The sequence below is a fragment of the Geobacillus sp. FSL W8-1251 genome (genome assembly GCF_038005945.1).
Lineage (GTDB): Bacteria > Bacillota > Bacilli > Bacillales > Anoxybacillaceae > Geobacillus > Geobacillus stearothermophilus.
In genome coordinates, this window is the sequence record NZ_JBBOUF010000001.1 from 1,776,394 (window position 1) to 1,795,687 (window position 19,294).

The window sequence follows — 19,294 nt, forward strand, 5'->3', positions numbered from 1 at the left end:
GATGACAAGAGGACGCGTTATCCAAGTCATGGGTCCGGTTGTAGACGTCAAGTTTGAGAACGGCCACTTGCCGGCGATCTACAACGCCCTGAAAATTCAACATCAAGCGCGCAACGAAAACGAAGTCGACATCGACTTGACATTGGAAGTCGCCTTGCACCTTGGCGATGATACAGTACGGACGATCGCGATGGCGTCCACAGACGGCCTCATCCGCGGCATGGAAGTCATCGATACCGGTGCACCGATTTCGGTGCCGGTCGGCGAAGTCACGCTTGGCCGCGTGTTCAACGTCTTGGGAGAGCCGATCGACCTCGAAGGCGACATTCCGGCTGACGCCCGCCGCGACCCGATTCACCGTCCGGCGCCAAAATTCGAGGAATTGGCGACCGAAGTCGAAATTTTGGAAACGGGGATTAAAGTCATTGACTTGCTTGCCCCGTATATTAAAGGCGGAAAAATCGGTTTGTTCGGCGGCGCTGGCGTAGGAAAAACGGTCTTGATTCAAGAGCTGATCCACAACATCGCCCAAGAGCACGGCGGGATTTCCGTCTTTGCTGGCGTCGGCGAACGGACGCGCGAAGGGAACGACTTGTACCATGAAATGAAAGACTCCGGCGTTATCAGCAAAACCGCCATGGTGTTCGGGCAAATGAACGAGCCACCGGGGGCGCGGATGCGCGTCGCCTTGACCGGTTTGACGATGGCGGAGTACTTCCGCGATGAGCAAGGGCAAGACGTGCTGCTGTTTATCGACAACATTTTCCGCTTCACGCAGGCTGGTTCGGAAGTATCGGCATTGTTAGGACGCATGCCGTCGGCTGTTGGTTACCAACCGACATTGGCGACGGAGATGGGCCAATTGCAAGAGCGGATCACGTCGACGGCGAAAGGCTCGATCACCTCGATTCAAGCGATTTACGTCCCGGCCGACGACTATACGGACCCGGCTCCGGCCACGACGTTCTCGCACTTGGATGCGACGACGAACCTGGAGCGGAAGCTCGCGGAGATGGGGATTTATCCGGCCGTTGACCCGCTCGCCTCGACGTCGCGCGCGCTGGCGCCGGAAATCGTCGGCGAGGAGCACTATCAAGTCGCCCGCAAAGTGCAGCAAACACTGCAACGTTATAAAGAATTGCAAGACATCATCGCCATCTTAGGGATGGACGAACTGTCGGACGAAGACAAACTCGTCGTTCACCGCGCCCGCCGCATCCAGTTCTTCTTGTCGCAAAACTTCCACGTGGCGGAGCAGTTCACGGGCCAACCGGGCTCCTACGTGCCGGTCAAAGAAACGGTGCGCGGCTTTAAAGAAATTTTGGAAGGCAAATACGACCATCTTCCGGAAGATGCGTTCCGCTTAGTCGGCCGCATTGAAGAAGTCGTTGAAAAAGCGAAAGCGATGGGTGTCGAAGTGTGACCCGGGATAGGGGGATTGGACAATGAAAACGATCCACGTGAGCGTCGTTACTCCTGATGGCCCGGTGTACGAAGACGATGTTGAAATGGTCAGCATCAAAGCGAAAAGCGGCGAGCTCGGCATTTTGCCGGGGCACATCCCGCTTGTCGCCCCGCTCGAGATCAGCGCGGCCCGGCTGAAAAAAGGCGGCAAAACGCAATACATTGCTGTCAGCGGCGGCTTTTTGGAAGTCCGCCCGGACAACGTGACGATTTTGGCTCAAGCTGCTGAACGGGCGGAGGACATTGACGTCCTCCGCGCCAAAGCGGCGAAAGAGCGGGCGGAGCGCCGCCTGCAAAGCCAGCAGGATGACATCGACTTCAACCGGGCCGAACTGGCGTTGAAACGCGCCTTGAACCGCTTGAATGTAGCGGAAATGAAGTAAGCAGAGGAGCGGATGTTCCTCTGCTTTTTTTATCTTAATTAGGCGAGAAGACTCCCACTTCAACGAAGCGAAGCGGAGTAAGTGGGAGATGAATCGCCTTAACTATATTTTGCTGAAAATAGGATAGATTCAGTAAAATATAGACGGCAGATCATTCATCATTGATGGGCGGAGATTAAAAAGTATAAATCAATGGTTTAACAAAGAAAATGCCAGACTTCAAAGCATAAAAGATAAGCAAAAAATCAAAGGCACCACTCGTAAACAGGCTTTGCTTGCTATGAATCGCAATAATAAAGTGAATGATTATATCAACAAGACTTGCCGTTACATCATTAACTACTGTATTGAAAATCAAATTGGCAAACTTGTCATTGGCTATGCGGAAACATGGCAACGCAATATTAATCTAGGAAAAAAGACAAATCAAAACTTTGTCAATATTCCTCTCGGTAACATAAAAGAAAAACTAGAATATCTTTGTAAATTTTACGGCATTGAATTCTTGAAACAGGAAGAATCATATACGTCTCAAGCCAGCTTTTTTGACGGCGATGAGATTCCTGAATATAATGCCGACAATCCAAAAGAATATAAGTTCAGCGGCAAACGTATTAAGCGCGGCTTGTATCGAACAAAGTCTGGCAAACTAATGAATGCTGATGTCAATGGCGCATTAAACATCTTAAAGAAAAGTAAAGCTGTAGACCTGAGTGTCTTATGCTCTAGCGGCGAAGTGGACACGCCTCAAAGAATAAGGATTGCTTGAAGCAGTCAAACTTCTTTGGAAGCCCCCACTTCAAATTTTCGCTAGAAAATTAAGTGGGGGTAGTTCACTGCCAGATCACTTGAAGCTGCGGCTTTCTCCTCTGCGTTGCGGTCTTTCTGCAAGCCGAAACATGCGTCATTCCTCGTCCTTTCCCCTTTGAGGCGGCAACGATCAAGGGGCATCATTGCAGCCATGGCATTGGCATCATACTCCGCGGAGCTTTGCGTGTGAGTAAAATATTTGTGGGTGACATTCAGGAATGATTCCCGACGAGAGTTGCGAACTTTTGTTCGCGACGATCGTCGGGGCCACCAAGCGAAGCGTGGTAGAAAAAAGCAAATGTCATGCAAAAAGGACTCTCTCCCTGCTATGATGGTGATTGTCAACATCAACCGAAAACAGGAGGGAGAGAGTCCATGAAACATCTTACCACAGAATGGCCTTTATTAAAAGAGCTGGAGGAACAATTAGTCAGAACTCTTCAAAAGGTGTTCGCTGTCTTGTTGGCGGCCCTTTTGGAGGAGATTGATCAACAACTGGCGGAAGCGCGGGACAAGCGCCGGTATCAGCTGAAAGACAAACGGCCGACTACGATCCAAACGCTGTTTGGAGAAGTGACGTTTCGACGGAACGACTACTATGACCGGCAAACGGGGAACTATACCTTCTTGCTGGATGCCGAATTAGGCTGCTGGAAAGACCAAGGGCTTCGGGCGTTTCTGAGGGCGATGGCGGCCCGAATCGACGGGATTTGGCGGAGAAATGGGCAGTTGGTGGAGGAAGAAGAGACCCGAACGGCGGCCTCGGCCTCAACAAAGTCCAAGCGGATCGAACAGGCCAAACGGAAGGCCGGACGGTTATGGGCAGATGTGGTGCGTCAGAATCTACCGTGTCTGCAGCGGTCATCCGGGACGCCGATCCATCAAGCGTTGTCGGCGCTTCGGGATTTTGGTTGGGTGTAAAAAAATGGAATACAATATCATCACTTCAAGATGAGGGATGAGAGTCCGAAAGCGCTTACGATATGAATTCCTGAAAATGGTTCGCTAACTAGTGATTGACAACGCCCGTAGTGAACCGAAAAAATGTTCTCCACAAAGTCTTGACTGACTCCGCCCAATTTGGGCATTTTGGCGATTTTTTGCCGTAACGGTACAATAAGGGGAGAGGGAACCCTCTCCTCTTTTTTGTTGAACAGAGGGGAAACCGCCTCATCAAGAGGATGGGGGACGTTTGCATGGTTTAGGAGGAGGTGGAGCGCGGTGATGCCCATCATCGGTCAACAGGCGCTGCTGTCGATTATCATTCATTTAGTGTTCATGGCGGTGACGTGGTGGACGCTGCAAGCTGTCCGGCTTGAAGTGCTTCTGAAGCCGAACCGCGTCGTCCAAGGGCGGCTGCTGTACATTTTATTGACGATTGCGATCGGCTCAACGGTTGCGAACTTTTTCCTCGACTATTGGGCATGGTCGACCGATTTGCCGTATTTGTTTCGCGACTAGCAGCGCCCCGTCCGCGGCAGGGCAGGCTTCATGCCGCCGACACGCTCGTTTTGGCCGCAACAGGCTATGCGATCGGCCGCGCGCGGCCGACGCATCTTCCATATGGCGCCATTGATCTGCATGGGTGGCCGGGTCTTTTTCGGCCGAGTGGACGATCCGTCCACTCTATTTTTATGCATGAAAACGATTTCAAAAATCGCCGGTTGTCGATTTTTTGGACGTATGTTCCCTGTCCTGGTGGCAACAATAACAAGTAAGGAGAGGAAGGGAACGAAGATGAGAAAAAACCGGATGAAATGGCTGCTGGCGCTCATGCTGGCCAGCCTGTTTTTCGCCGCCTGGCAATACCGGACAGAAGGCGCGCAGGGGGACGAATGGTCAAAACCGATGGAAACGATGGCGCGCACGCTGGCGCAACACGGTGCTTCGCTTGGCCGCTGGGTCATTTACACAAGAGAGTATGCCCGCGATATTCAAAATGATGCGGACTTTTTCAAAAAAATGGCGGAATTGAAACAAACATATCGTTCGTTTCACTGGTCGTTTGCCAAAAGCGGACATTGGCAAAAAGCGATCGGCAAAAACGAGCACGCCTTCTTCCAAGAACAAATCCAGCTCGTGATGACCGTCACAAACGGTACGCCGCAAACGTATATCCTCTATGAAGCAACGGGCCCCAAATGGAGCCGGATTGGGTGGAAAGAAGCAGCACGCCAGATTCAAATGAAGACGAACGGCCTATTTGTGAACGACCCTACATTTTATGCTTGTATTGAAGGCGAATTCAATGGTAATATGAAAGGTGGTTTGTTCGATCAGGCTTCTCGGCTGGTGCGCGACTTTCAAGCGAAACCGGTTGAGTGGTTGCGGGAAGAGTCATTCGTTTCCCTGTCTGCATATACTGGGCAGTGGAAGAACGTTCTCCCGGCCGCCAAGCAACAGCCGATCAACCTGCAACTCGCCTTGAGGGAAAGATTGGGCGGCAAGACGCGCGTCGTTGTTGGAACCCCAATCATTACCATTGAATATTAATATAGAGAAATTGGACGCGGAGGGGAATACCTTGGAAAAGATCATCGTCCGTGGCGGAAACCGGTTGAGCGGCACCGTCAAAGTGGAAGGCGCAAAAAATGCCGTTTTGCCCGTCATTGCTGCCACCTTATTAGCGACAAAAGGAACTAGCACGATTCATGATGTGCCTGCTCTTTCCGATGTATATACAATCAGTGAGGTGCTCCGCTATTTAGGCGCCGATGTGCAAATCGCCGGCAATACGGTAACGGTCGATGCGACCGCTCCGCTGACGGTGGAAGCGCCGTTTGAATATGTGCGGAAAATGCGCGCTTCCGTGCTCGTCATGGGACCGCTGTTGGCCCGCAACGGCCGCGCCCGCGTCGCCTTGCCGGGTGGCTGTGCCATTGGTTCGCGCCCGATCGATCAACATTTAAAAGGATTTGAAGCAATGGGCGCCTCCGTGAAAGTCGGCAACGGCTTTATCGATGCAGAAGTGAACGGCCGTCTCCGCGGCGCCAAAGTATACTTGGACTTTCCAAGCGTTGGGGCAACGGAAAATATTATGATGGCCGCGGTGCTCGCGGAAGGTACAACTGTGATCGAAAACTGCGCCAAAGAGCCGGAAATTGTCGATTTGGCGAACTTTTTGAACGCGATGGGCGCCAAAGTGCGCGGCGCCGGGACCGGCACGATTCGAATCGAGGGAGTTGACGAGCTCGTCGGCACGTCCCACACCGTCATCCCGGATCGCATTGAAGCTGGCACCTTTATGGTGGCAGCCGCCATCACCGGCGGCAACGTCCTCGTGCAAGGAGCGGTTCCCGAACATTTAAGCTCGCTCATTGCCAAGTTGGAAGAAATGGGCGTGACGATTATCGAAGAAGAAAACGGGGTGCGCGTCATCGGTCCGGAAACGTTGAAAGCCGTCGACATTAAAACGATGCCATACCCAGGGTTTCCGACCGACATGCAATCGCAAATGATGGCGCTCTTGTTAAAAGCCGAAGGCACAAGCATGATCACCGAGACGGTATTTGAAAACCGCTTCATGCATGTGGAAGAATTCCGCCGGATGAACGCGGATATTAAAATTGAAGGGCGCTCTGTCATTATTAACGGTCCGTGCCAGCTGCAAGGCGCTGAAGTAGCGGCCACCGATTTGCGTGCTGCCGCCGCTTTGATTTTGGCTGGACTTGCGGCGGACGGCTACACGCGCGTGACCGAGCTTCGTCATCTTGACCGCGGCTATGTCCGCTTTCATGAAAAACTGGCCGCGCTTGGCGCTGACATTGAACGCGTTCGGGAAGAAACAGAACAACTCGACCCGATCCAAGCGATCGAATGGAACGGATAATGGCGAAAAAACGACCGTGAACTGCCTGTTTCGGCGGGGAATGGTCGTTTTTTTGCATTTTCTCACGCCCAGACCTAAAAACGGGAATTGACGCTTATCGAATGGTCGTTTTTTGCATTCTCTCCCCCCGCTTGGCCGGCCAATGCCGGCTCTCCGCTTTCCGCTGCACGGAAGAGGGCGCGCATCCGCTCGTTCAAGGACAGGAGGAGACGCGAAAGAAAACAGTCATATATACTTGTCCGAGCCCATAACTATAAGTAACGAACGGAAGCCATGCAGGCATTGATTGATCATGTCCGCTTGGGCTTAGAAAATGCATATTGGGGGCTCGGCTATGGTGAAACGACTGAAACCGGTCATCGTACTTGCACTATGCCTGTTTGTGGCCATCCTCGTCATTCCTGCAGCGCTTGTCCTGCCGTTTTACGATGGGAAGGTGGCGAAATTGACGGAACAGTTGCAGAAGCACGAACAACTCCAGCGTTCGCAGGCAGCCGAAGGGCCTTCCATTGACGTGGCGGTTTACCGAAGCAAAGAACAGCGCGTGGAAAAAATCCCCCTTGAACAGTACGTCATCGGAGTGGTGGCGGCGGAAATGCCGGCCGAATTTGAGCTCGAGGCGTTAAAGGCGCAGGCCTTAACGGCACGAACGTATATCGTCAAACAGATGCTCGCCAACCAGCCGTTCCGCCTGCCGCAAGGAGCGAATGTGACCGACACAGTGGCGCACCAAGTGTATTACAGCGATGACGAACTGCGGAAGTTATGGGGAAGCGATTACGACTGGAAGATCAAAAAAGTGACCAAAGCGGTTCTGGATACGCGCGGGCAAATTTTAACGTACAACAACGAACCGATTGAAGCGCTCTTCTTTTCCACAAGCAACGGGTATACAGAAAATTCTGAAGCGTACTGGAAAAACGATATCCCGTATTTAAAAAGCGTCGTCAGCCTATGGGACAAACAATCCCCGAAGTTTTATCAGCGAAAAACGATGTCTGTCGTCGAATTTGAGCGGAGGCTCGGAATCGTGCTGCCAAAAGACGGATCCGTCGGTGTCATTTTATCGCGCACGCCCGGCCGTCGAGTCGGCGAGGTGAAAATCGGCGGAAAGACGTTCACGGGCCGCGAAGTGCGTGAACGGCTCGGCTTGCCGTCGAGTGATTTCACCTGGGTGCGTAGCGGGAATGACATCATCATTACGACGAAAGGTTACGGCCATGGCGTCGGCATGAGTCAATACGGCGCCAACTTTATGGCCAAAGAAGGGAAAACGTACGCCGACATCGTGAAGCATTATTACCGAGGCGTCCGCATCTCTTCAGCGACCGCCTTTTTGAACAAGTTGACCGCCAAACAATGACGGGGCGTCCGCTCCGATTTTTTTTTGCATAAAATGCGGGGGAATATCAAAAAATAAGCGAAAAAATTGTATTCGGCGTGTATATCTTTTCCTCTTTCTGTTCAAAATGGTTGCTGAGGTGATGAACATGAGAGAGGAACAAAAACAACCGTCGCTGAAGCGTTTCTTCCGCAAGCGTTGGGTATTTCCGGCTATTTATCTATCTTGCGCAGCGTTGATCGTCGCGGGCGCACTTTGGTTCCAAGTGGGCAAACAAGAGAAGTCGGGTGAAAACGACACCGTGAAAAACGGCACCGCCCAGCAGGAAAACCCGGCTGTTCCGGTCAATGAAACGGTCGAAAACATCGCGATGCCTGTGCTTGACCCGAACGCCGTGCAAGTCAAAACACCGTTCTATGATGACAACGCATCAGAACAGGAACAGGAAGCAGCCCTCGTCTTTTACGATCATACGTACCATCCGAACCAAGGGATCGACCTTGTGCGCCAAGACGGCAAAACGTTTGACGTTACGGCTGCATTAAGCGGCACGGTAACGAAAGCGGAAAAAGACCCGATTTTAGGCTACGTTGTGGAAATCAATCATGAACAAGGGGTCACGACCGTCTATCAATCGCTGGCCGACGTGAAAGTGGAAGCAGGCGATACGGTGAAACAAGGCGAAGTGATTGGCAAGGCAGGGCAAAGCGAGTTTAACAAACAAGCAGACATCCACGTCCACTTTGAAATTCGCAAAGACGGCAAACCGGTCAACCCGATCGACTATATCGACAAACCGTTGACCGCCTTGACCGACAAAGCCGAAGACAACGCCGGAACAGATAACGCCAACGCAAGCGAAGAGAAGAACGTGACGCCAAGCGACGAAACCGCGCCGAGTGAACAAAGCCCGGCCAAGGAAACCGAACAAACGCCGGCTGATGACAACAAAACGGCGCCAAGCGACCATGAGCAAGACCAACATGATGACGCGTCTTCCTACAAAACGCCAGACGCCTCGATCGGCATGGCGAGAGCGTAATCGACAAGGCGTCGAGCAAGAGGAAACGAAAAACGCGACGAAAAGGCCTGTCCGTTTGCCAAGACAAGCGGGCGGGTCTTTTTGGTTTTGATGTTTCGAAATCCAAACGGGGAAGCACAGCGACCAAAAGGGTACGTTCTCCATATTGACGAACGAGTGCCTTCGTGTTCCTATCGCGGCTATGAAGTGTGGGAAATCCCGCCGAACGGGCAGGGGCTTGTCGCGTTGATGGCGCTCAACATCATGAACGGGTTTGACGTGCCAAGCGTCCCGGATGTCGAGACGCACCACCGGCAAATCGAGGCGATGAAGCTGGCCTTTGCCGATGGAAAAGCGTACATCGCCGACCGCCGTTATATGAGCTGCAGCCCAGACGAGCTGTTGTCGGAGTCGTTTGCCGCCATGCGCCGGGCGCAAATCGGCGCGGAGGCGCTCACGCCGGAGCCGGGGACGCCGCCCAAAGGCGGCACGGTCTATTTGGCCGCCGCCGACGGCGAAGGGAATATGGTCTCCTATATTCAAAGCAATTACATGGGCTTCGGCTCCGGCCTCGTCGTCCCAGGCACGGGCATCGCCCTGCACAACCGCGGCCATAACTTTGTCTTCGATGAACGTCATCCGAACGGGCTGGCGCCAAGGAAAAAGCCGTACCATACGATCATCCCCGGCTTTTTGACGAAAGGTGGCGCACCGGTCGGCCCGTTCGGCGTCATGGGCGGATTTATGCAGCCACAAGGGCACCTGCAAGTGATCATGAACACCATCGATTTTGACTTGAACCCGCAAGCGGCGCTCGATGCGCCACGCTGGCAGTGGATGGAAGAAAAAACGGTGCTCGTCGAGCCGCACTTCCCGCGCCATATCGCCGAAGCGCTCGCCCGCAAAGGGCATGACATTCGCTTTGCCTTAGACGGAGGTCCGTTCGGCCGCGGACAAATCATTTGGCGCGATCCTGACACCGGCGTGCTTGCCGCCGGGACGGAGCCGCGCACGGACGGGGCGGTCGCCGCTTGGTGAGACTCACGATAAAGGGATGACTTCGATGAACCAATGGCATTTATTTCTTGCTTTTTTTCGCGTCGGCATGCTCGGGATCATGGCGATCGACTTTTTTCGCGAGTCGTACGAAGGAGCCGGGCTCGTCCAAATGGTGTGTATCGCTGCCGCCAGCGCCTTGTTGATGTTCGGCAAATGGCGCCTCCATCCGGCGTACGTCATCGCCTTGGCGCTCGTGTACGGGGCGGTGTTTCTCTCGCCATGAATGGCCTCTATGGCTAAAGAAAGATGGAAGGGATGCTTCCTCACAGTGACGGAAGCATCCCTCTTGTCGTCATTGTTGCCGTTGACAGGCGAACGGGCGCCCTCTCTCACCGGGCTGTTGGCCAACTCGGCACGAGCGGCGTTTGGCATGCGCCGCATGCGGCCGGCCGTTTGACTTGTCATTCGCCCGAAGCCTCATTGCACCGTAAACGTCACTTTCGCCCGCGCGTTCGGCCAGTTTTGGTCGGCGAGCCACCACTCAAGCGTATATGTTCCGGGCTCCAGGCCGCGGAACGTCTCCTGAAACGACAGCTTTTCCCCTTGTTTTAACGTGCGCTCTTCGTAAATTTGTGCAAACATCTTCCCTTCGCTGTACTGCTTCACCTTTTGGCCATCGCGGTACAAAATGTAGTCATACTTTTTCGAGCTCGTGAACGTCACCGTTTGCACGCGCTCCGTTTGGTTTTTGACCGTAAACGTAAACACGTAAGCATCGTTTTGCTTTTCGTATGTGAGTGACGGCTCCAACGTTCCGGCGATGATCCCTTTCCCGCCTGTGGGCGCTGGTTTGCCCGCTGGAGCGGAGCCAAGCAAATCATCTTTCGCCTGCGGGCGCTCGTTGCCGCTATTATACATAAACAGCGCACTCGCCGCCGCCACCCCGGCCAACACGGCTGCGACGCCGATCATTTTTCCTTTGCCCATGCCAGATCCTCCTTTTTTCCTCTCTATACATAGTCGTTTCCCATTTCCCTTCCGTTACAAACCGCAAAAAAATTGTGAAAAAACCGTTGTCCGCCTTGATATTTCTGGTATATATTCCCGTTTTGTCTAATAAAATGTTACAAATTGAACAGCAATGAGAGTGGTTGAGGTGGGGATCGTTCACAACCGGCAAGCGACGCGGCGAAGACGCTTCCAAGACATCCAACGAAAGCGGCGCTCATCAGTGGCAAGACGAGTCTCATTTCACACTTCTCACTTCTCACATCCAACTTAGGGAGGGCGAGTGGTGTGCACGATTACATCAAAGAGCGTACGATCAAGATTGGCAAGTATATCGTGGAGACGAGGAAAACCGTTCGCGTCATCGCGAAAGAGTTTGGCGTGTCGAAAAGCACCGTGCATAAAGACTTGACCGAACGGCTGCCGGAGATCAATCCGGAGCTGGCCCAAGAAGTGAAACAAATCCTCGATTACCATAAATCGATCCGCCATTTGCGCGGCGGGGAGGCAACGAAGAAAAAGTATAAAAAGCAGACGGTGAAAAACAACTGACTTTTTCCTTGCCATCTGCCGTTTGCAGTATCATTCCGGGGGGCAAATATGGTAGAATAATCTATTAGGAATGATTTCAGGGCAGAGGCAAGGAGGAGCATGTATGTTCTCACGAGATATCGGCATTGACCTAGGCACGGCGAACGTCCTCATTTTCGTCAAAGGCAAAGGCATCGTACTCAATGAGCCGTCCGTCGTGGCGATCGATAAACACACGAACAAAGTGCTAGCAGTCGGCGAAGAAGCACGACGAATGGTCGGACGTACTCCTGGGAATATTGTTGCCATTCGGCCGCTCAAAGACGGCGTCATTGCCGACTTTGACATTACAGAAGCGATGCTGAAGCATTTCTTAAGCAAGCTCGACCTAAAAGGCTTTTTCGCCAAACCGCGCATTTTGATTTGTTGCCCGACGAACACGACATCGGTCGAACGGAAAGCGATCAAAGAGGCAGCAGAAAAAAGCGGCGGCAAAAAAGTGTACTTGGAGGAAGAGCCGAAAGTCGCAGCCATTGGCGCCGGAATGGACATTTTTCAGCCGTGCGGAAACATGGTCGTTGATATTGGCGGTGGCACGACCGACGTGGCGGTTCTCTCGATGGGGGACATTGTCACCGCCTCTTCCATTAAAATGGCCGGGGACAAGTTCGATATGGAAATTTTAAACTACATCAAGCGCGAATATAAGCTGCTCATCGGGGAACGAACGGCCGAGGAGATTAAAATCAAAGTCGCAACGGTATTCCCAGGCGCACGGACCGAAGAAATCGACGTCCGCGGCCGCGATCTCGTCACCGGACTGCCGCGCACGATCACCGTCCGTTCGGAGGAGATCGAACGGGCGCTTCGCGAGCCGGTGTCCTTGATTGTACAAGCCGCGAAAAGCGTGCTCGAGCGCACGCCGCCGGAACTGTCGGCCGACATCATCGACCGAGGCGTCATCTTAACGGGCGGCGGCGCCCTCTTGCATGGAATCGATCAGTTGCTTGCCGAAGAGCTGAAGCTGCCGGTGTTCATCGCCGAAAATCCGATGGACTGCGTCGCCCTTGGCACCGGGCTGATGCTTGAGAACATCGACCGCGCGTCGAAATCGCAGTTGGTGTAAAAAAGGAAAAGCAGGGGATGCGGCTGCCGCCCCCGCCCGCCTATAATGGAATCAACAAGCCGCCCGCCAACGCCGGCAGCGGCTTTCTGCCACGAATTTTCATGGACAAGCGAGGGAGCTGTCATGCTAAGAGGATTGTATACCGCCGCGAGCGGCATGCTCGCCCAGGAGCGGCGCGTCGAGATGCTGACCAACAACTTGGCGAACGCCGAAACGCCGGGATACAAAGCTGATGCAGGAGCGATGAGAGCGTTTCCGGAACTGTTGATGAGCCGCCTCGAGGACGAGCCGATTCCGACCGCCCCGCCGCGCGCCATTCTGACGCAAACGGCGATCGGGCCGCTCCAGACGGGTGTCTATATGCAAGAACTCATCCCGAACTTCCGCCAAGGGGATATGAAAGAAACCGGTCTCTCCACTGATGTAGCCTTAGTCGATGGACAAGTCCCGGTCGACCCGGCAAGCGGGCAGCGCGGGGCGCTCTTGTTTGCCGTCGAAAACGGCCAAGGCGACATCCGGTACACGCGCAACGGCCATTTCACCGTGAGCCCGGACGGCTATTTAACCACGCAAGACGGTTGGTATGTGCTCGATGGCAACGGCGAGCGTATCGCCGTTCCGAATGAAACGTTCGCCGTCCGCGACGACGGGACGATCATCACCGGAAACCGGGAAATCGCCCGCCTTGGCGTCGCCTTCGCCGCCAACCCGCAAACATTGGTGAAGGAAGGAAACGGCCTGTTCCGCAGCACGGCAGGGCCATTGCCGCAGGCGCCCGGCAATGTCACGTATACCGTCAAGCAGCGGTTTCTCGAACGGTCGAACGTGGACGTTGAGCGGACGATGACCGACTTGCTCGCGGCTTACCGAACGTTTGAAGCAAACCAAAAAATCATCCAAGCGTACGACCGCAGCTTGGACAAGGCCGTCAATGAAGTCGGCCGCCTGAAATGATGACAAAAGGAGGACAAGCCCGTGCTTCGTTCGATGCTCACCGCCGCCAACACGATGAACGCCTTGCAAGAGCGGCTTGATACGATCAGCCACAACATCGCCAACAGCAACACCGTTGGCTTTAAACGGCGCGAAGCGAGCTTCGCTGAGCTCCTCGCCCAGCAAGTCGACCGCCTCCCCGCCGACGAAGCGCCACGTGAGACGCCGGCCGGCGTGCGTTACGGCAACGGGGCGCGCCTCGCCTCGACGATGCTTGTGTCTGTTCAAGGAGCGCTCGTCGAGACCGGCCGCGCGCTCGATTTCGCCTTCACCGCCGCCAACCAATGGTTTCGCGTTCAAGTCGCCAATGCCAACGGTGACACAACGATCGGCTACACCCGCGCTGGCAACTTTTCTGTCACTCCTATGGACGGGCGTCTTGCCCTCGTGACAAGCGACGGCCGCCCGGTGCTCGATGAAGCGAATCGGCCCATCGAATTTCCCAACGGCACAACCGGCTTTCAGCTCTCCCCAACCGGGACGCTGACGGCCACGGATGCCAGCGGTGCGGTTGTTGCCCGCGTGAACCTTGGCGTCACCGCCATTGACCGTCCGCAGCTTCTCGAAGCCCAGGGCGACAACGTCTTCACCTTGCCGGATGTCCCTGGCGCCGCTCGGGAGCTCAACGGCAATTTGCGTGGCCAAATCCGCGTCAAGCAAGGCGCCTTGGAACAGTCGAACGTCGACCTTGGCGAAGAAATGGTTGGCCTAATGGCGACAAACCGAGCGTATCAGCTGAACGCCCGCGCCATTTCCATTTCGGAACAAATGCTCGGGCTGATTAACGGCATGCGCTCCTCATAAGGAGGATCGCGATGAGTGACGAGAGGCATCAAGAGCGTATGCATCGGCCGTCTTCCCGGATGGCAAGGCGGAAAGGTCGAGTGAGAAAGAGCCCGCCGGCTCCCGCTGAACCGGAAGCCCAAGCCCTTCCGGCTGAAGAGGAGGCGGCCGCGCCGCGCCGTTTCGCGCGCACCCGGCTCATCCCGATCTGGCTTCGGCTCGTGATCGTCACCGTTCTTATGGCCATCTGCCTTGCGGCGGGAGCGGTCGTTGGCTACAGCGCCATCGGCGACGGAGCGTGGCTTGACGTGTTCCGCCCGTCGACGTGGCAGCACATTCTCGACTTTGTCGAAAAAGGGACGTAAGCAGCACCTCGCCGCGTCATCGTCTTGATGATCATGAAAAAGGAGTGTTTCTATGCTTGACATCCAACAAATCCAGTCCATCATCCCGCACCGCTATCCGTTTTTGCTTGTTGACCGCATTCTGGAAATCGAAGAAGGAAAGCGCGCCGTCGGCATCAAAAACGTCAGCGCCAACGAAGCGTTTTTCGCCGGCCACTTCCCCGAATACCCGGTCATGCCCGGCGTGTTGATCGTCGAGGCGCTCGCCCAAGTCGGCGCCGTCGTCCTCCTGCAAAGCGAAGAAAACCGCGGCCGCCTCGCTTTTTTCGCCGGCATCGACAACTGCCGCTTTAAGCGGCAAGTGAAACCAGGCGACCAAATTCGCCTGGAAGTCGAAATTCTCCGCGCCCGCGGCGCCATCGGCAAAGGCAAAGGCACCGCCACCGTCGACGGCGAACTCGTCTGCGAAACAGAGCTCATGTTCGCCCTTGGTGAGAAAACAAACGGCTGACCAACGCGCGCTCCTTTGCGGGGCGCGTATGTTCATTCCCCTAAACGCCACCTCCGCATTTGTTTCATTCCCCTTGCATGAAATGCGCTCTTCTGGGAAAGATAAACAAGGACCGGTCTTACATAAGGTCACAACAACACGAAGAAAGGAGAAGGTGCCATGAAAAAAAAGGCGTTGCTGTTCAAACTGTTCAGCGCCATCGTCGCCCTCTTTTTAGCGTCCGGATGCAATGGCGACAAAGACAATCCGCCGCCGCCAAACAACAATCAAAACGATGTCAACGACCAAGACGTGAACCCGGCCGATGACATCAACCAAGACGATGACGTCGACAACGACCAAGACAATGACGGCATCCCGGACAACCGCGATGCTGATTTGAACGACAACCAAAACAATCAACTCCCGCCGGGAGATGACACGAACAACGGACCGGGCGATGATGAGCGCGATACGGTTCCGGACCGCGAAGACCCAATTGAAGACCCGCAAGACGCTAACGACAAAGACAATATAGACGAATAACGAAAAAAGGCTGCCGATCGAGGCGGCCTTTTCGTTTCGCCAAAATTAGTACCGATTTCGGCTAGATATGTTTCGCTTCATTCGCTATAATGGGAATGTCGATTCATGTTCGAAAGATCGGGGCAGAGGTCGAACATCGGGATGTTCTTGCGGAGGAAACATTTGTACAACCTTCCCTTTTGCATCAGAGGGGGCGTACGTACCGCGAACGTCAACCAAGAAGGAGACAGACAAGAGAGGGGGAATACTGGTGGAAGAAACAATCAGCCTGCGCGAACTGTTCGAAACATTGCGCAAACGGCTTTGGCTCATCGTGCTGATCACCGCGCTAGCGACCGTTGTAAGCGGTGTGGTCAGCTATTTTCTATTAACGCCGATTTATCAGGCATCGACGCAAATTCTCGTCAACCAGGCGAAATCCGAGCAGCAGCTCTACAACTTCAATGAAATCCAAACGAACGTGCAGCTCATCAACACGTACAGCGTCATCATCAAACGCCCGACGATTTTGGAAAAAGTGAAAGACGAGCTCCGCCTCGACCGGACGATCGACGAGCTGAACGAACAGATTCAAGTCTCAAGAGAAAAAGACTCACAAGTGTTCTCTGTCACCGTCCAAGATCCAGATCCAGCCATGGCGGCCAAGATCGCCAACAAAACCGCGGAAGTGTTCAAAAACGAAATCGTCAAAATCATGAACATCGACAACGTAACGATTCTCTCGAAAGCGGAAGTGAAAGACCATCAAGCCCCGGTCAAACCGAAGCCATTGCTGAACATGGCCATCGCCTTTGTCGTCGGCTTGATGACGGGTGTAGGGCTTGCGTTCTTGCTTGAATATTTGGACAACACGATCAAAACGGAAGAAGACGTCGAAAAACATCTCGGCCTGCCGGTGCTCGGTGCGGTCAGCGTCATTACGGCGGAAGGTGGGCAAAAAGCGAAACGCGAAACCGTCATTCCACAAACAAGAGGTGAAACCATTGGCTCGTAAACCAGCAGCATCAATCCGCAAAGCGGAGCGGAAGCTGATCACATTTGACAATCCGAAATCGCCCATCGCAGAGCAATATCGGACGATCCGGACGAATATCCAATTTTCATTCGTTGATGCGCCGCTTCGTTCCTTAATTGTCACGTCAACGGGGCCTGGCGAAGGAAAGACGACCACCGCGGCGAACTTGGCGGTCGTCTTCGCCCAGCAAGGGAAAAAGACGCTACTTGTTGATGCTGATTTGCGCAAACCGACGGTCCATTACACCTTCCGGTTAAACAACTACATGGGATTAACGAACGTTTTGACGGGCTCGGCCCCGCTGTTGCCGACGTGCCAAACGACCGAAATCGATCACTTGTCGGTTTTGACGTCGGGCCCGATTCCGCCCAACCCCGCCGAGCTCCTCAGCTCGAAAGCGATGGCGCAATGCCTCGAACAGCTGTATGAGACGTTCGACTTTGTCATCTTCGACACTCCGCCTGTCTTGGCCGTGACAGACGCGCAAATTTTAGCCAATCAATGCGACGGCACCATCTTGGTCATCGAAAGCGGCGGCACGGAAATCGAGGCGGCCGTCAAGGCGAAGGAGCTGCTCGAAGCGGCCAACGCCAAACTGCTCGGCGTCGTTTTGAACAAGCGGAAGCACCGCGACGGCGGCTATTATTACTACTATCGATACAAATAACCACAAACGGCTTCCCTAACGCGCGGGAAGCCGTTCTGATAGAGAAAAGGGGGAGAGCCGTTGAGAAACTTCATCCTCATCTTATTGTTCACCGCCGCCTGCCTTGCCTTCATCATAACCGGGCATTTGTACTGGGAACGAAAAATCGACGCCACCGTGCAGGCGGCGCGGGCGAAAGTCGAAACATCCGCCAAGCAGGAAACGGAGACGAGCCAAACGGAAGCGATCCTCGCCCGCGCTAGGCAGCTGCCAACCGCCGTGCAAGCCGCCATTAAACGGGCTGTCGAGGAAAAACGCCCGATCCGCCTTGTGATCGCTGGTTCGGAATCAACGCCAGAGAACGGCGGCTGGCCTGAATTATTGAAACAAGCGCTCGATGACGCCTACGGGAAAGGCGTGTTTCACATCACCGTCCACGAATACGACGGTTTGACGACCGCCGACGCCGATCGGCAGCGCATCGCCGCCGACTGGGCCAAGGATAAGCCCGATCTGGTCTTGTTGGAGCCGTTTTTATTAAATGACAACGGAGTCGTGACGATCGACGACACGCTCGCCCACATCCAATCGATCCTCGCCGGGCTCAAATCCGCGGCCCCGCATGCAGTCGTGATCTTGCAGCCGCCGAACCCGATTTACAACGCTACATACTATCCAAAACAAGTCGAAGCACTCGAACGGTTCGCAAAAGACAACGGATACGCCTACTTCGATCACTGGTCCGCCTGGCCTGACCATAAAAGTGAGGAACTAAACCAATACGTTGATCCGGAAAGTGACCTGCCGACCGCAGAAGGCGCCAAAGTGTGGGCCAATGCGCTCGCCAAGCGCTTCATCGCCCAATAAAAACGCGCACCTTACAAGGTGCGCGTCTCATTTACTTCGCCGCTGTTGCCTTCAACTCCAGATGCTCTTTCAACTCATTTGAAATCGCCAACCGTTCGCTCTCCGGCACAAGCAAGTAATAAATGCCGTTGATTTTCGTCTCTTGTCCCGTAATATGCAGCTGCTTAATGTGCTTGCGGGCGTCTTTGTAATTCGCTTGAATTTCTTTCATTTCCTCAAACGTCAAGTTCGTTTTCACGTTTTTCCCGATCGCCGCGAGCACATCGCTGTAATTCGTGAGCGACGAGAAGCTGGCGCCTTTCTCAATAATCGCTTGAATGATCTGCTTTTGCCGGTCCTGGCGCCCGAAATCGCCGCGCGGGTCCTCTTTCCGCATGCGGGAGTATTTCAGCGCTTCGTCCCCGTTTAACGTAATCTCGCCTTTCGGGAAGTGCGTTCCTTCATACGTAAAAGCGAACGGGTTGTTCACCGTCACTCCGCCGACCGCATCGACGATGTCGCGGAAGCTTTCCATGTTGACCTTAATGTAGTAGTCAATGGGAATATCTAAAAAGTGTTCCACCGTCGCCATCGTCATCTCCACTCCGCCAAAGGCGTACGAGTGGTTGATTTTATCTTTCGTCCCTTTTCCGATAATCTCCGTTCTCGTATCGCGCGGCACGCTCACCATGTCAATCGACTGCTTGTTCGGATTCACCGTCATGACAATCAGCGTATCTGCACGCCCGCGATCCCCTTTGCGTTCATCGACACCGATCAACAAAATGGAAATCGGCGTTTTCCGTTCCACCGATACTTTTCCTTCCCGTTTTTTCGATTGCCAGTTGATCTCTTCATGCATCTGATCCGCTGTTTGTTCCATATTATGGTAAACGGAATAGGCAAACGCCCCCGCACCAATCACAAGCAACGCAACGATGATCCCGACCCATCGCATCCATCTTCGTTTTTTTCGCCGTTCTGCTCTCATGTCCAACCTTCCTTCGATTTTAAAATTCATCATTATGATTATAGTTTGTTTTCCTTGGTGAAACAACTAGAAGAATGTGCGAACCTATCAAATTTTGGCAAATCATGTCCACTGTTCACGAAACAGC

General features: G+C 53.9%; 22 protein-coding genes and 2 pseudogenes. 22 read left to right on the forward strand and 2 right to left on the reverse strand.

What is annotated here, in order from left to right; translation table 11 throughout:
* Nucleotide 1: 1 nt before the first annotated feature.
* From atpD to NSS88_RS09375, 12 genes and pseudogenes are all read left to right on the forward strand, one after another.
* Nucleotides 2-1,423, forward strand: a complete 1,422-nt coding sequence (gene atpD / locus NSS88_RS09320; protein ID WP_055358520.1) for a F0F1 ATP synthase subunit beta — start codon at nucleotides 2-4, stop codon at nucleotides 1,421-1,423.
* 22 nt (nucleotides 1,424-1,445) lie between these two features.
* Complete coding sequence (locus NSS88_RS09325; RefSeq protein WP_033017484.1) at nucleotides 1,446-1,847, forward strand: F0F1 ATP synthase subunit epsilon; 402 nt, start codon at nucleotides 1,446-1,448, stop codon at nucleotides 1,845-1,847.
* Between the two features lie 142 nt (nucleotides 1,848-1,989).
* Nucleotides 1,990-2,616 (forward strand): annotated as a pseudogene (locus NSS88_RS09330) (RNA-guided endonuclease TnpB family protein); the annotation flags it as partial.
* Between the two features lie 416 nt (nucleotides 2,617-3,032).
* Complete coding sequence (locus NSS88_RS09335; RefSeq protein WP_080986873.1) at nucleotides 3,033-3,578, forward strand: UPF0236 family transposase-like protein; 546 nt, start codon at nucleotides 3,033-3,035, stop codon at nucleotides 3,576-3,578.
* Between the two features lie 300 nt (nucleotides 3,579-3,878).
* Nucleotides 3,879-4,118: a DUF1146 family protein gene (locus tag NSS88_RS09340; protein ID WP_033011771.1), complete on the forward strand. Its 240-nt coding sequence runs from the start codon at nucleotides 3,879-3,881 to the stop codon at nucleotides 4,116-4,118.
* A gap of 276 nt (nucleotides 4,119-4,394) precedes the next feature.
* A complete protein-coding gene (locus NSS88_RS09345; RefSeq protein ID WP_341084155.1) occupies nucleotides 4,395-5,150 on the forward strand; it encodes a YwmB family TATA-box binding protein in 756 nt (251 codons plus the stop codon).
* Nucleotides 5,151-5,181: 31 nt separating this feature from the next.
* Entirely contained in the window at nucleotides 5,182-6,486 is a 1,305-nt protein-coding gene (gene murA, locus NSS88_RS09350; protein WP_049624888.1) for a UDP-N-acetylglucosamine 1-carboxyvinyltransferase, read from the forward strand.
* Nucleotides 6,487-6,820: 334 nt separating this feature from the next.
* Nucleotides 6,821-7,849: a stage II sporulation protein D gene (spoIID, locus tag NSS88_RS09355; RefSeq protein ID WP_033013675.1), complete on the forward strand. Its 1,029-nt coding sequence runs from the start codon at nucleotides 6,821-6,823 to the stop codon at nucleotides 7,847-7,849.
* Nucleotides 7,850-7,976: 127 nt separating this feature from the next.
* A complete protein-coding gene (locus NSS88_RS09360) occupies nucleotides 7,977-8,870 on the forward strand; it encodes a M23 family metallopeptidase (protein WP_053532599.1) in 894 nt (297 codons plus the stop codon).
* A 162-nt stretch (nucleotides 8,871-9,032) separates the two neighbouring features.
* Nucleotides 9,033-9,887, forward strand: a pseudogene (locus tag NSS88_RS09365) (gamma-glutamyltransferase family protein); the annotation flags it as partial.
* Nucleotides 9,888-9,912: 25 nt separating this feature from the next.
* A complete protein-coding gene (locus NSS88_RS09370; RefSeq protein ID WP_341084159.1) occupies nucleotides 9,913-10,131 on the forward strand; it encodes a chromate transporter in 219 nt (72 codons plus the stop codon).
* Between the two features lie 45 nt (nucleotides 10,132-10,176).
* Nucleotides 10,177-10,305 carry a hypothetical protein gene (locus NSS88_RS09375; RefSeq protein ID WP_255407700.1) on the forward strand — a complete coding sequence of 43 codons (129 nt, stop codon included), beginning with the start codon at nucleotides 10,177-10,179 and terminating at the stop codon, nucleotides 10,303-10,305.
* A 20-nt stretch (nucleotides 10,306-10,325) separates the two neighbouring features.
* Here NSS88_RS09375 and NSS88_RS09380 read toward each other — a convergent pair whose 3' ends face one another.
* Nucleotides 10,326-10,835, reverse strand: coding sequence for a BsuPI-related putative proteinase inhibitor (locus NSS88_RS09380; protein ID WP_341084164.1), 510 nt, complete (start codon nucleotides 10,833-10,835; stop codon nucleotides 10,326-10,328).
* Between the two features lie 309 nt (nucleotides 10,836-11,144).
* Between NSS88_RS09380 and spoIIID the strand changes: the two genes are divergently transcribed.
* The 10 genes from spoIIID (at nucleotide 11,145) to NSS88_RS09430 (ending at nucleotide 18,197) form a co-directional block, all read left to right on the forward strand.
* Entirely contained in the window at nucleotides 11,145-11,408 is a 264-nt protein-coding gene (gene spoIIID, locus NSS88_RS09385) for a sporulation transcriptional regulator SpoIIID (protein ID WP_011232801.1), read from the forward strand.
* Nucleotides 11,409-11,511: 103 nt separating this feature from the next.
* Complete coding sequence (locus NSS88_RS09390) at nucleotides 11,512-12,513, forward strand: rod shape-determining protein (protein ID WP_033013679.1); 1,002 nt, start codon at nucleotides 11,512-11,514, stop codon at nucleotides 12,511-12,513.
* A 123-nt stretch (nucleotides 12,514-12,636) separates the two neighbouring features.
* Complete coding sequence (locus tag NSS88_RS09395; protein ID WP_049626538.1) at nucleotides 12,637-13,467, forward strand: flagellar hook-basal body protein; 831 nt, start codon at nucleotides 12,637-12,639, stop codon at nucleotides 13,465-13,467.
* A 21-nt stretch (nucleotides 13,468-13,488) separates the two neighbouring features.
* Nucleotides 13,489-14,310, forward strand: coding sequence for a flagellar hook-basal body protein (locus tag NSS88_RS09400; RefSeq protein WP_341084167.1), 822 nt, complete (start codon nucleotides 13,489-13,491; stop codon nucleotides 14,308-14,310).
* 11 nt (nucleotides 14,311-14,321) lie between these two features.
* On the forward strand, nucleotides 14,322-14,654 hold the full coding sequence (locus tag NSS88_RS09405; protein WP_033013682.1) for a DNA-directed RNA polymerase subunit beta: 333 nt from the start codon (nucleotides 14,322-14,324) through the stop codon (nucleotides 14,652-14,654).
* A gap of 52 nt (nucleotides 14,655-14,706) precedes the next feature.
* Nucleotides 14,707-15,144, forward strand: coding sequence for a 3-hydroxyacyl-ACP dehydratase FabZ (fabZ, locus tag NSS88_RS09410; protein WP_033013683.1), 438 nt, complete (start codon nucleotides 14,707-14,709; stop codon nucleotides 15,142-15,144).
* Nucleotides 15,145-15,303: 159 nt separating this feature from the next.
* Nucleotides 15,304-15,669 (forward strand): hypothetical protein, encoded by a 366-nt coding sequence (locus NSS88_RS09415; RefSeq protein WP_341084169.1) that lies wholly within the window; start codon nucleotides 15,304-15,306, stop codon nucleotides 15,667-15,669.
* Nucleotides 15,670-15,919: 250 nt separating this feature from the next.
* Nucleotides 15,920-16,663, forward strand: a complete 744-nt coding sequence (locus tag NSS88_RS09420) for a YveK family protein (protein WP_341084173.1) — start codon at nucleotides 15,920-15,922, stop codon at nucleotides 16,661-16,663.
* Nucleotides 16,653-17,351: a CpsD/CapB family tyrosine-protein kinase gene (locus tag NSS88_RS09425; RefSeq protein WP_341084175.1), complete on the forward strand. Its 699-nt coding sequence runs from the start codon at nucleotides 16,653-16,655 to the stop codon at nucleotides 17,349-17,351. The genes NSS88_RS09420 and NSS88_RS09425 overlap by 11 nt, the downstream gene beginning before the upstream one ends.
* A gap of 60 nt (nucleotides 17,352-17,411) precedes the next feature.
* Nucleotides 17,412-18,197: an SGNH/GDSL hydrolase family protein gene (locus tag NSS88_RS09430; protein ID WP_341084177.1), complete on the forward strand. Its 786-nt coding sequence runs from the start codon at nucleotides 17,412-17,414 to the stop codon at nucleotides 18,195-18,197.
* A 31-nt stretch (nucleotides 18,198-18,228) separates the two neighbouring features.
* Here NSS88_RS09430 and tagU read toward each other — a convergent pair whose 3' ends face one another.
* Nucleotides 18,229-19,167: a polyisoprenyl-teichoic acid--peptidoglycan teichoic acid transferase TagU gene (gene tagU, locus NSS88_RS09435; RefSeq protein WP_341084179.1), complete on the reverse strand. Its 939-nt coding sequence runs from the start codon at nucleotides 19,165-19,167 to the stop codon at nucleotides 18,229-18,231.
* Nucleotides 19,168-19,294: the final 127 nt, after the last annotated feature.

What these genes read in the sequence shown, in the direction of transcription:
- atpD (WP_055358520.1), top strand. Translation starts at nt 2, where the DNA reads ATGACAAGAGGACGCGTTATCCAAGTCATGGGTCCGGTTGTAGACGTC.
- NSS88_RS09395 (WP_049626538.1), top strand. Translation starts at nt 12,637, where the DNA reads ATGCTAAGAGGATTGTATACCGCCGCGAGCGGCATGCTCGCCCAGGAG.
- NSS88_RS09415 (WP_341084169.1), top strand. Translation starts at nt 15,304, where the DNA reads ATGAAAAAAAAGGCGTTGCTGTTCAAACTGTTCAGCGCCATCGTCGCC.
- NSS88_RS09345 (WP_341084155.1), top strand. Translation starts at nt 4,395, where the DNA reads ATGAGAAAAAACCGGATGAAATGGCTGCTGGCGCTCATGCTGGCCAGC.
- NSS88_RS09380 (WP_341084164.1), bottom strand. Translation starts at nt 10,835, where the DNA reads ATGGGCAAAGGAAAAATGATCGGCGTCGCAGCCGTGTTGGCCGGGGTG.
- NSS88_RS09370 (WP_341084159.1), top strand. Translation starts at nt 9,913, where the DNA reads ATGAACCAATGGCATTTATTTCTTGCTTTTTTTCGCGTCGGCATGCTC.
- NSS88_RS09360 (WP_053532599.1), top strand. Translation starts at nt 7,977, where the DNA reads ATGAGAGAGGAACAAAAACAACCGTCGCTGAAGCGTTTCTTCCGCAAG.
- spoIID (WP_033013675.1), top strand. Translation starts at nt 6,821, where the DNA reads ATGGTGAAACGACTGAAACCGGTCATCGTACTTGCACTATGCCTGTTT.
- NSS88_RS09390 (WP_033013679.1), top strand. Translation starts at nt 11,512, where the DNA reads ATGTTCTCACGAGATATCGGCATTGACCTAGGCACGGCGAACGTCCTC.
- fabZ (WP_033013683.1), top strand. Translation starts at nt 14,707, where the DNA reads ATGCTTGACATCCAACAAATCCAGTCCATCATCCCGCACCGCTATCCG.
- tagU (WP_341084179.1), bottom strand. Translation starts at nt 19,167, where the DNA reads ATGAGAGCAGAACGGCGAAAAAAACGAAGATGGATGCGATGGGTCGGG.
- NSS88_RS09325 (WP_033017484.1), top strand. Translation starts at nt 1,446, where the DNA reads ATGAAAACGATCCACGTGAGCGTCGTTACTCCTGATGGCCCGGTGTAC.
- NSS88_RS09405 (WP_033013682.1), top strand. Translation starts at nt 14,322, where the DNA reads ATGAGTGACGAGAGGCATCAAGAGCGTATGCATCGGCCGTCTTCCCGG.
- NSS88_RS09335 (WP_080986873.1), top strand. Translation starts at nt 3,033, where the DNA reads ATGAAACATCTTACCACAGAATGGCCTTTATTAAAAGAGCTGGAGGAA.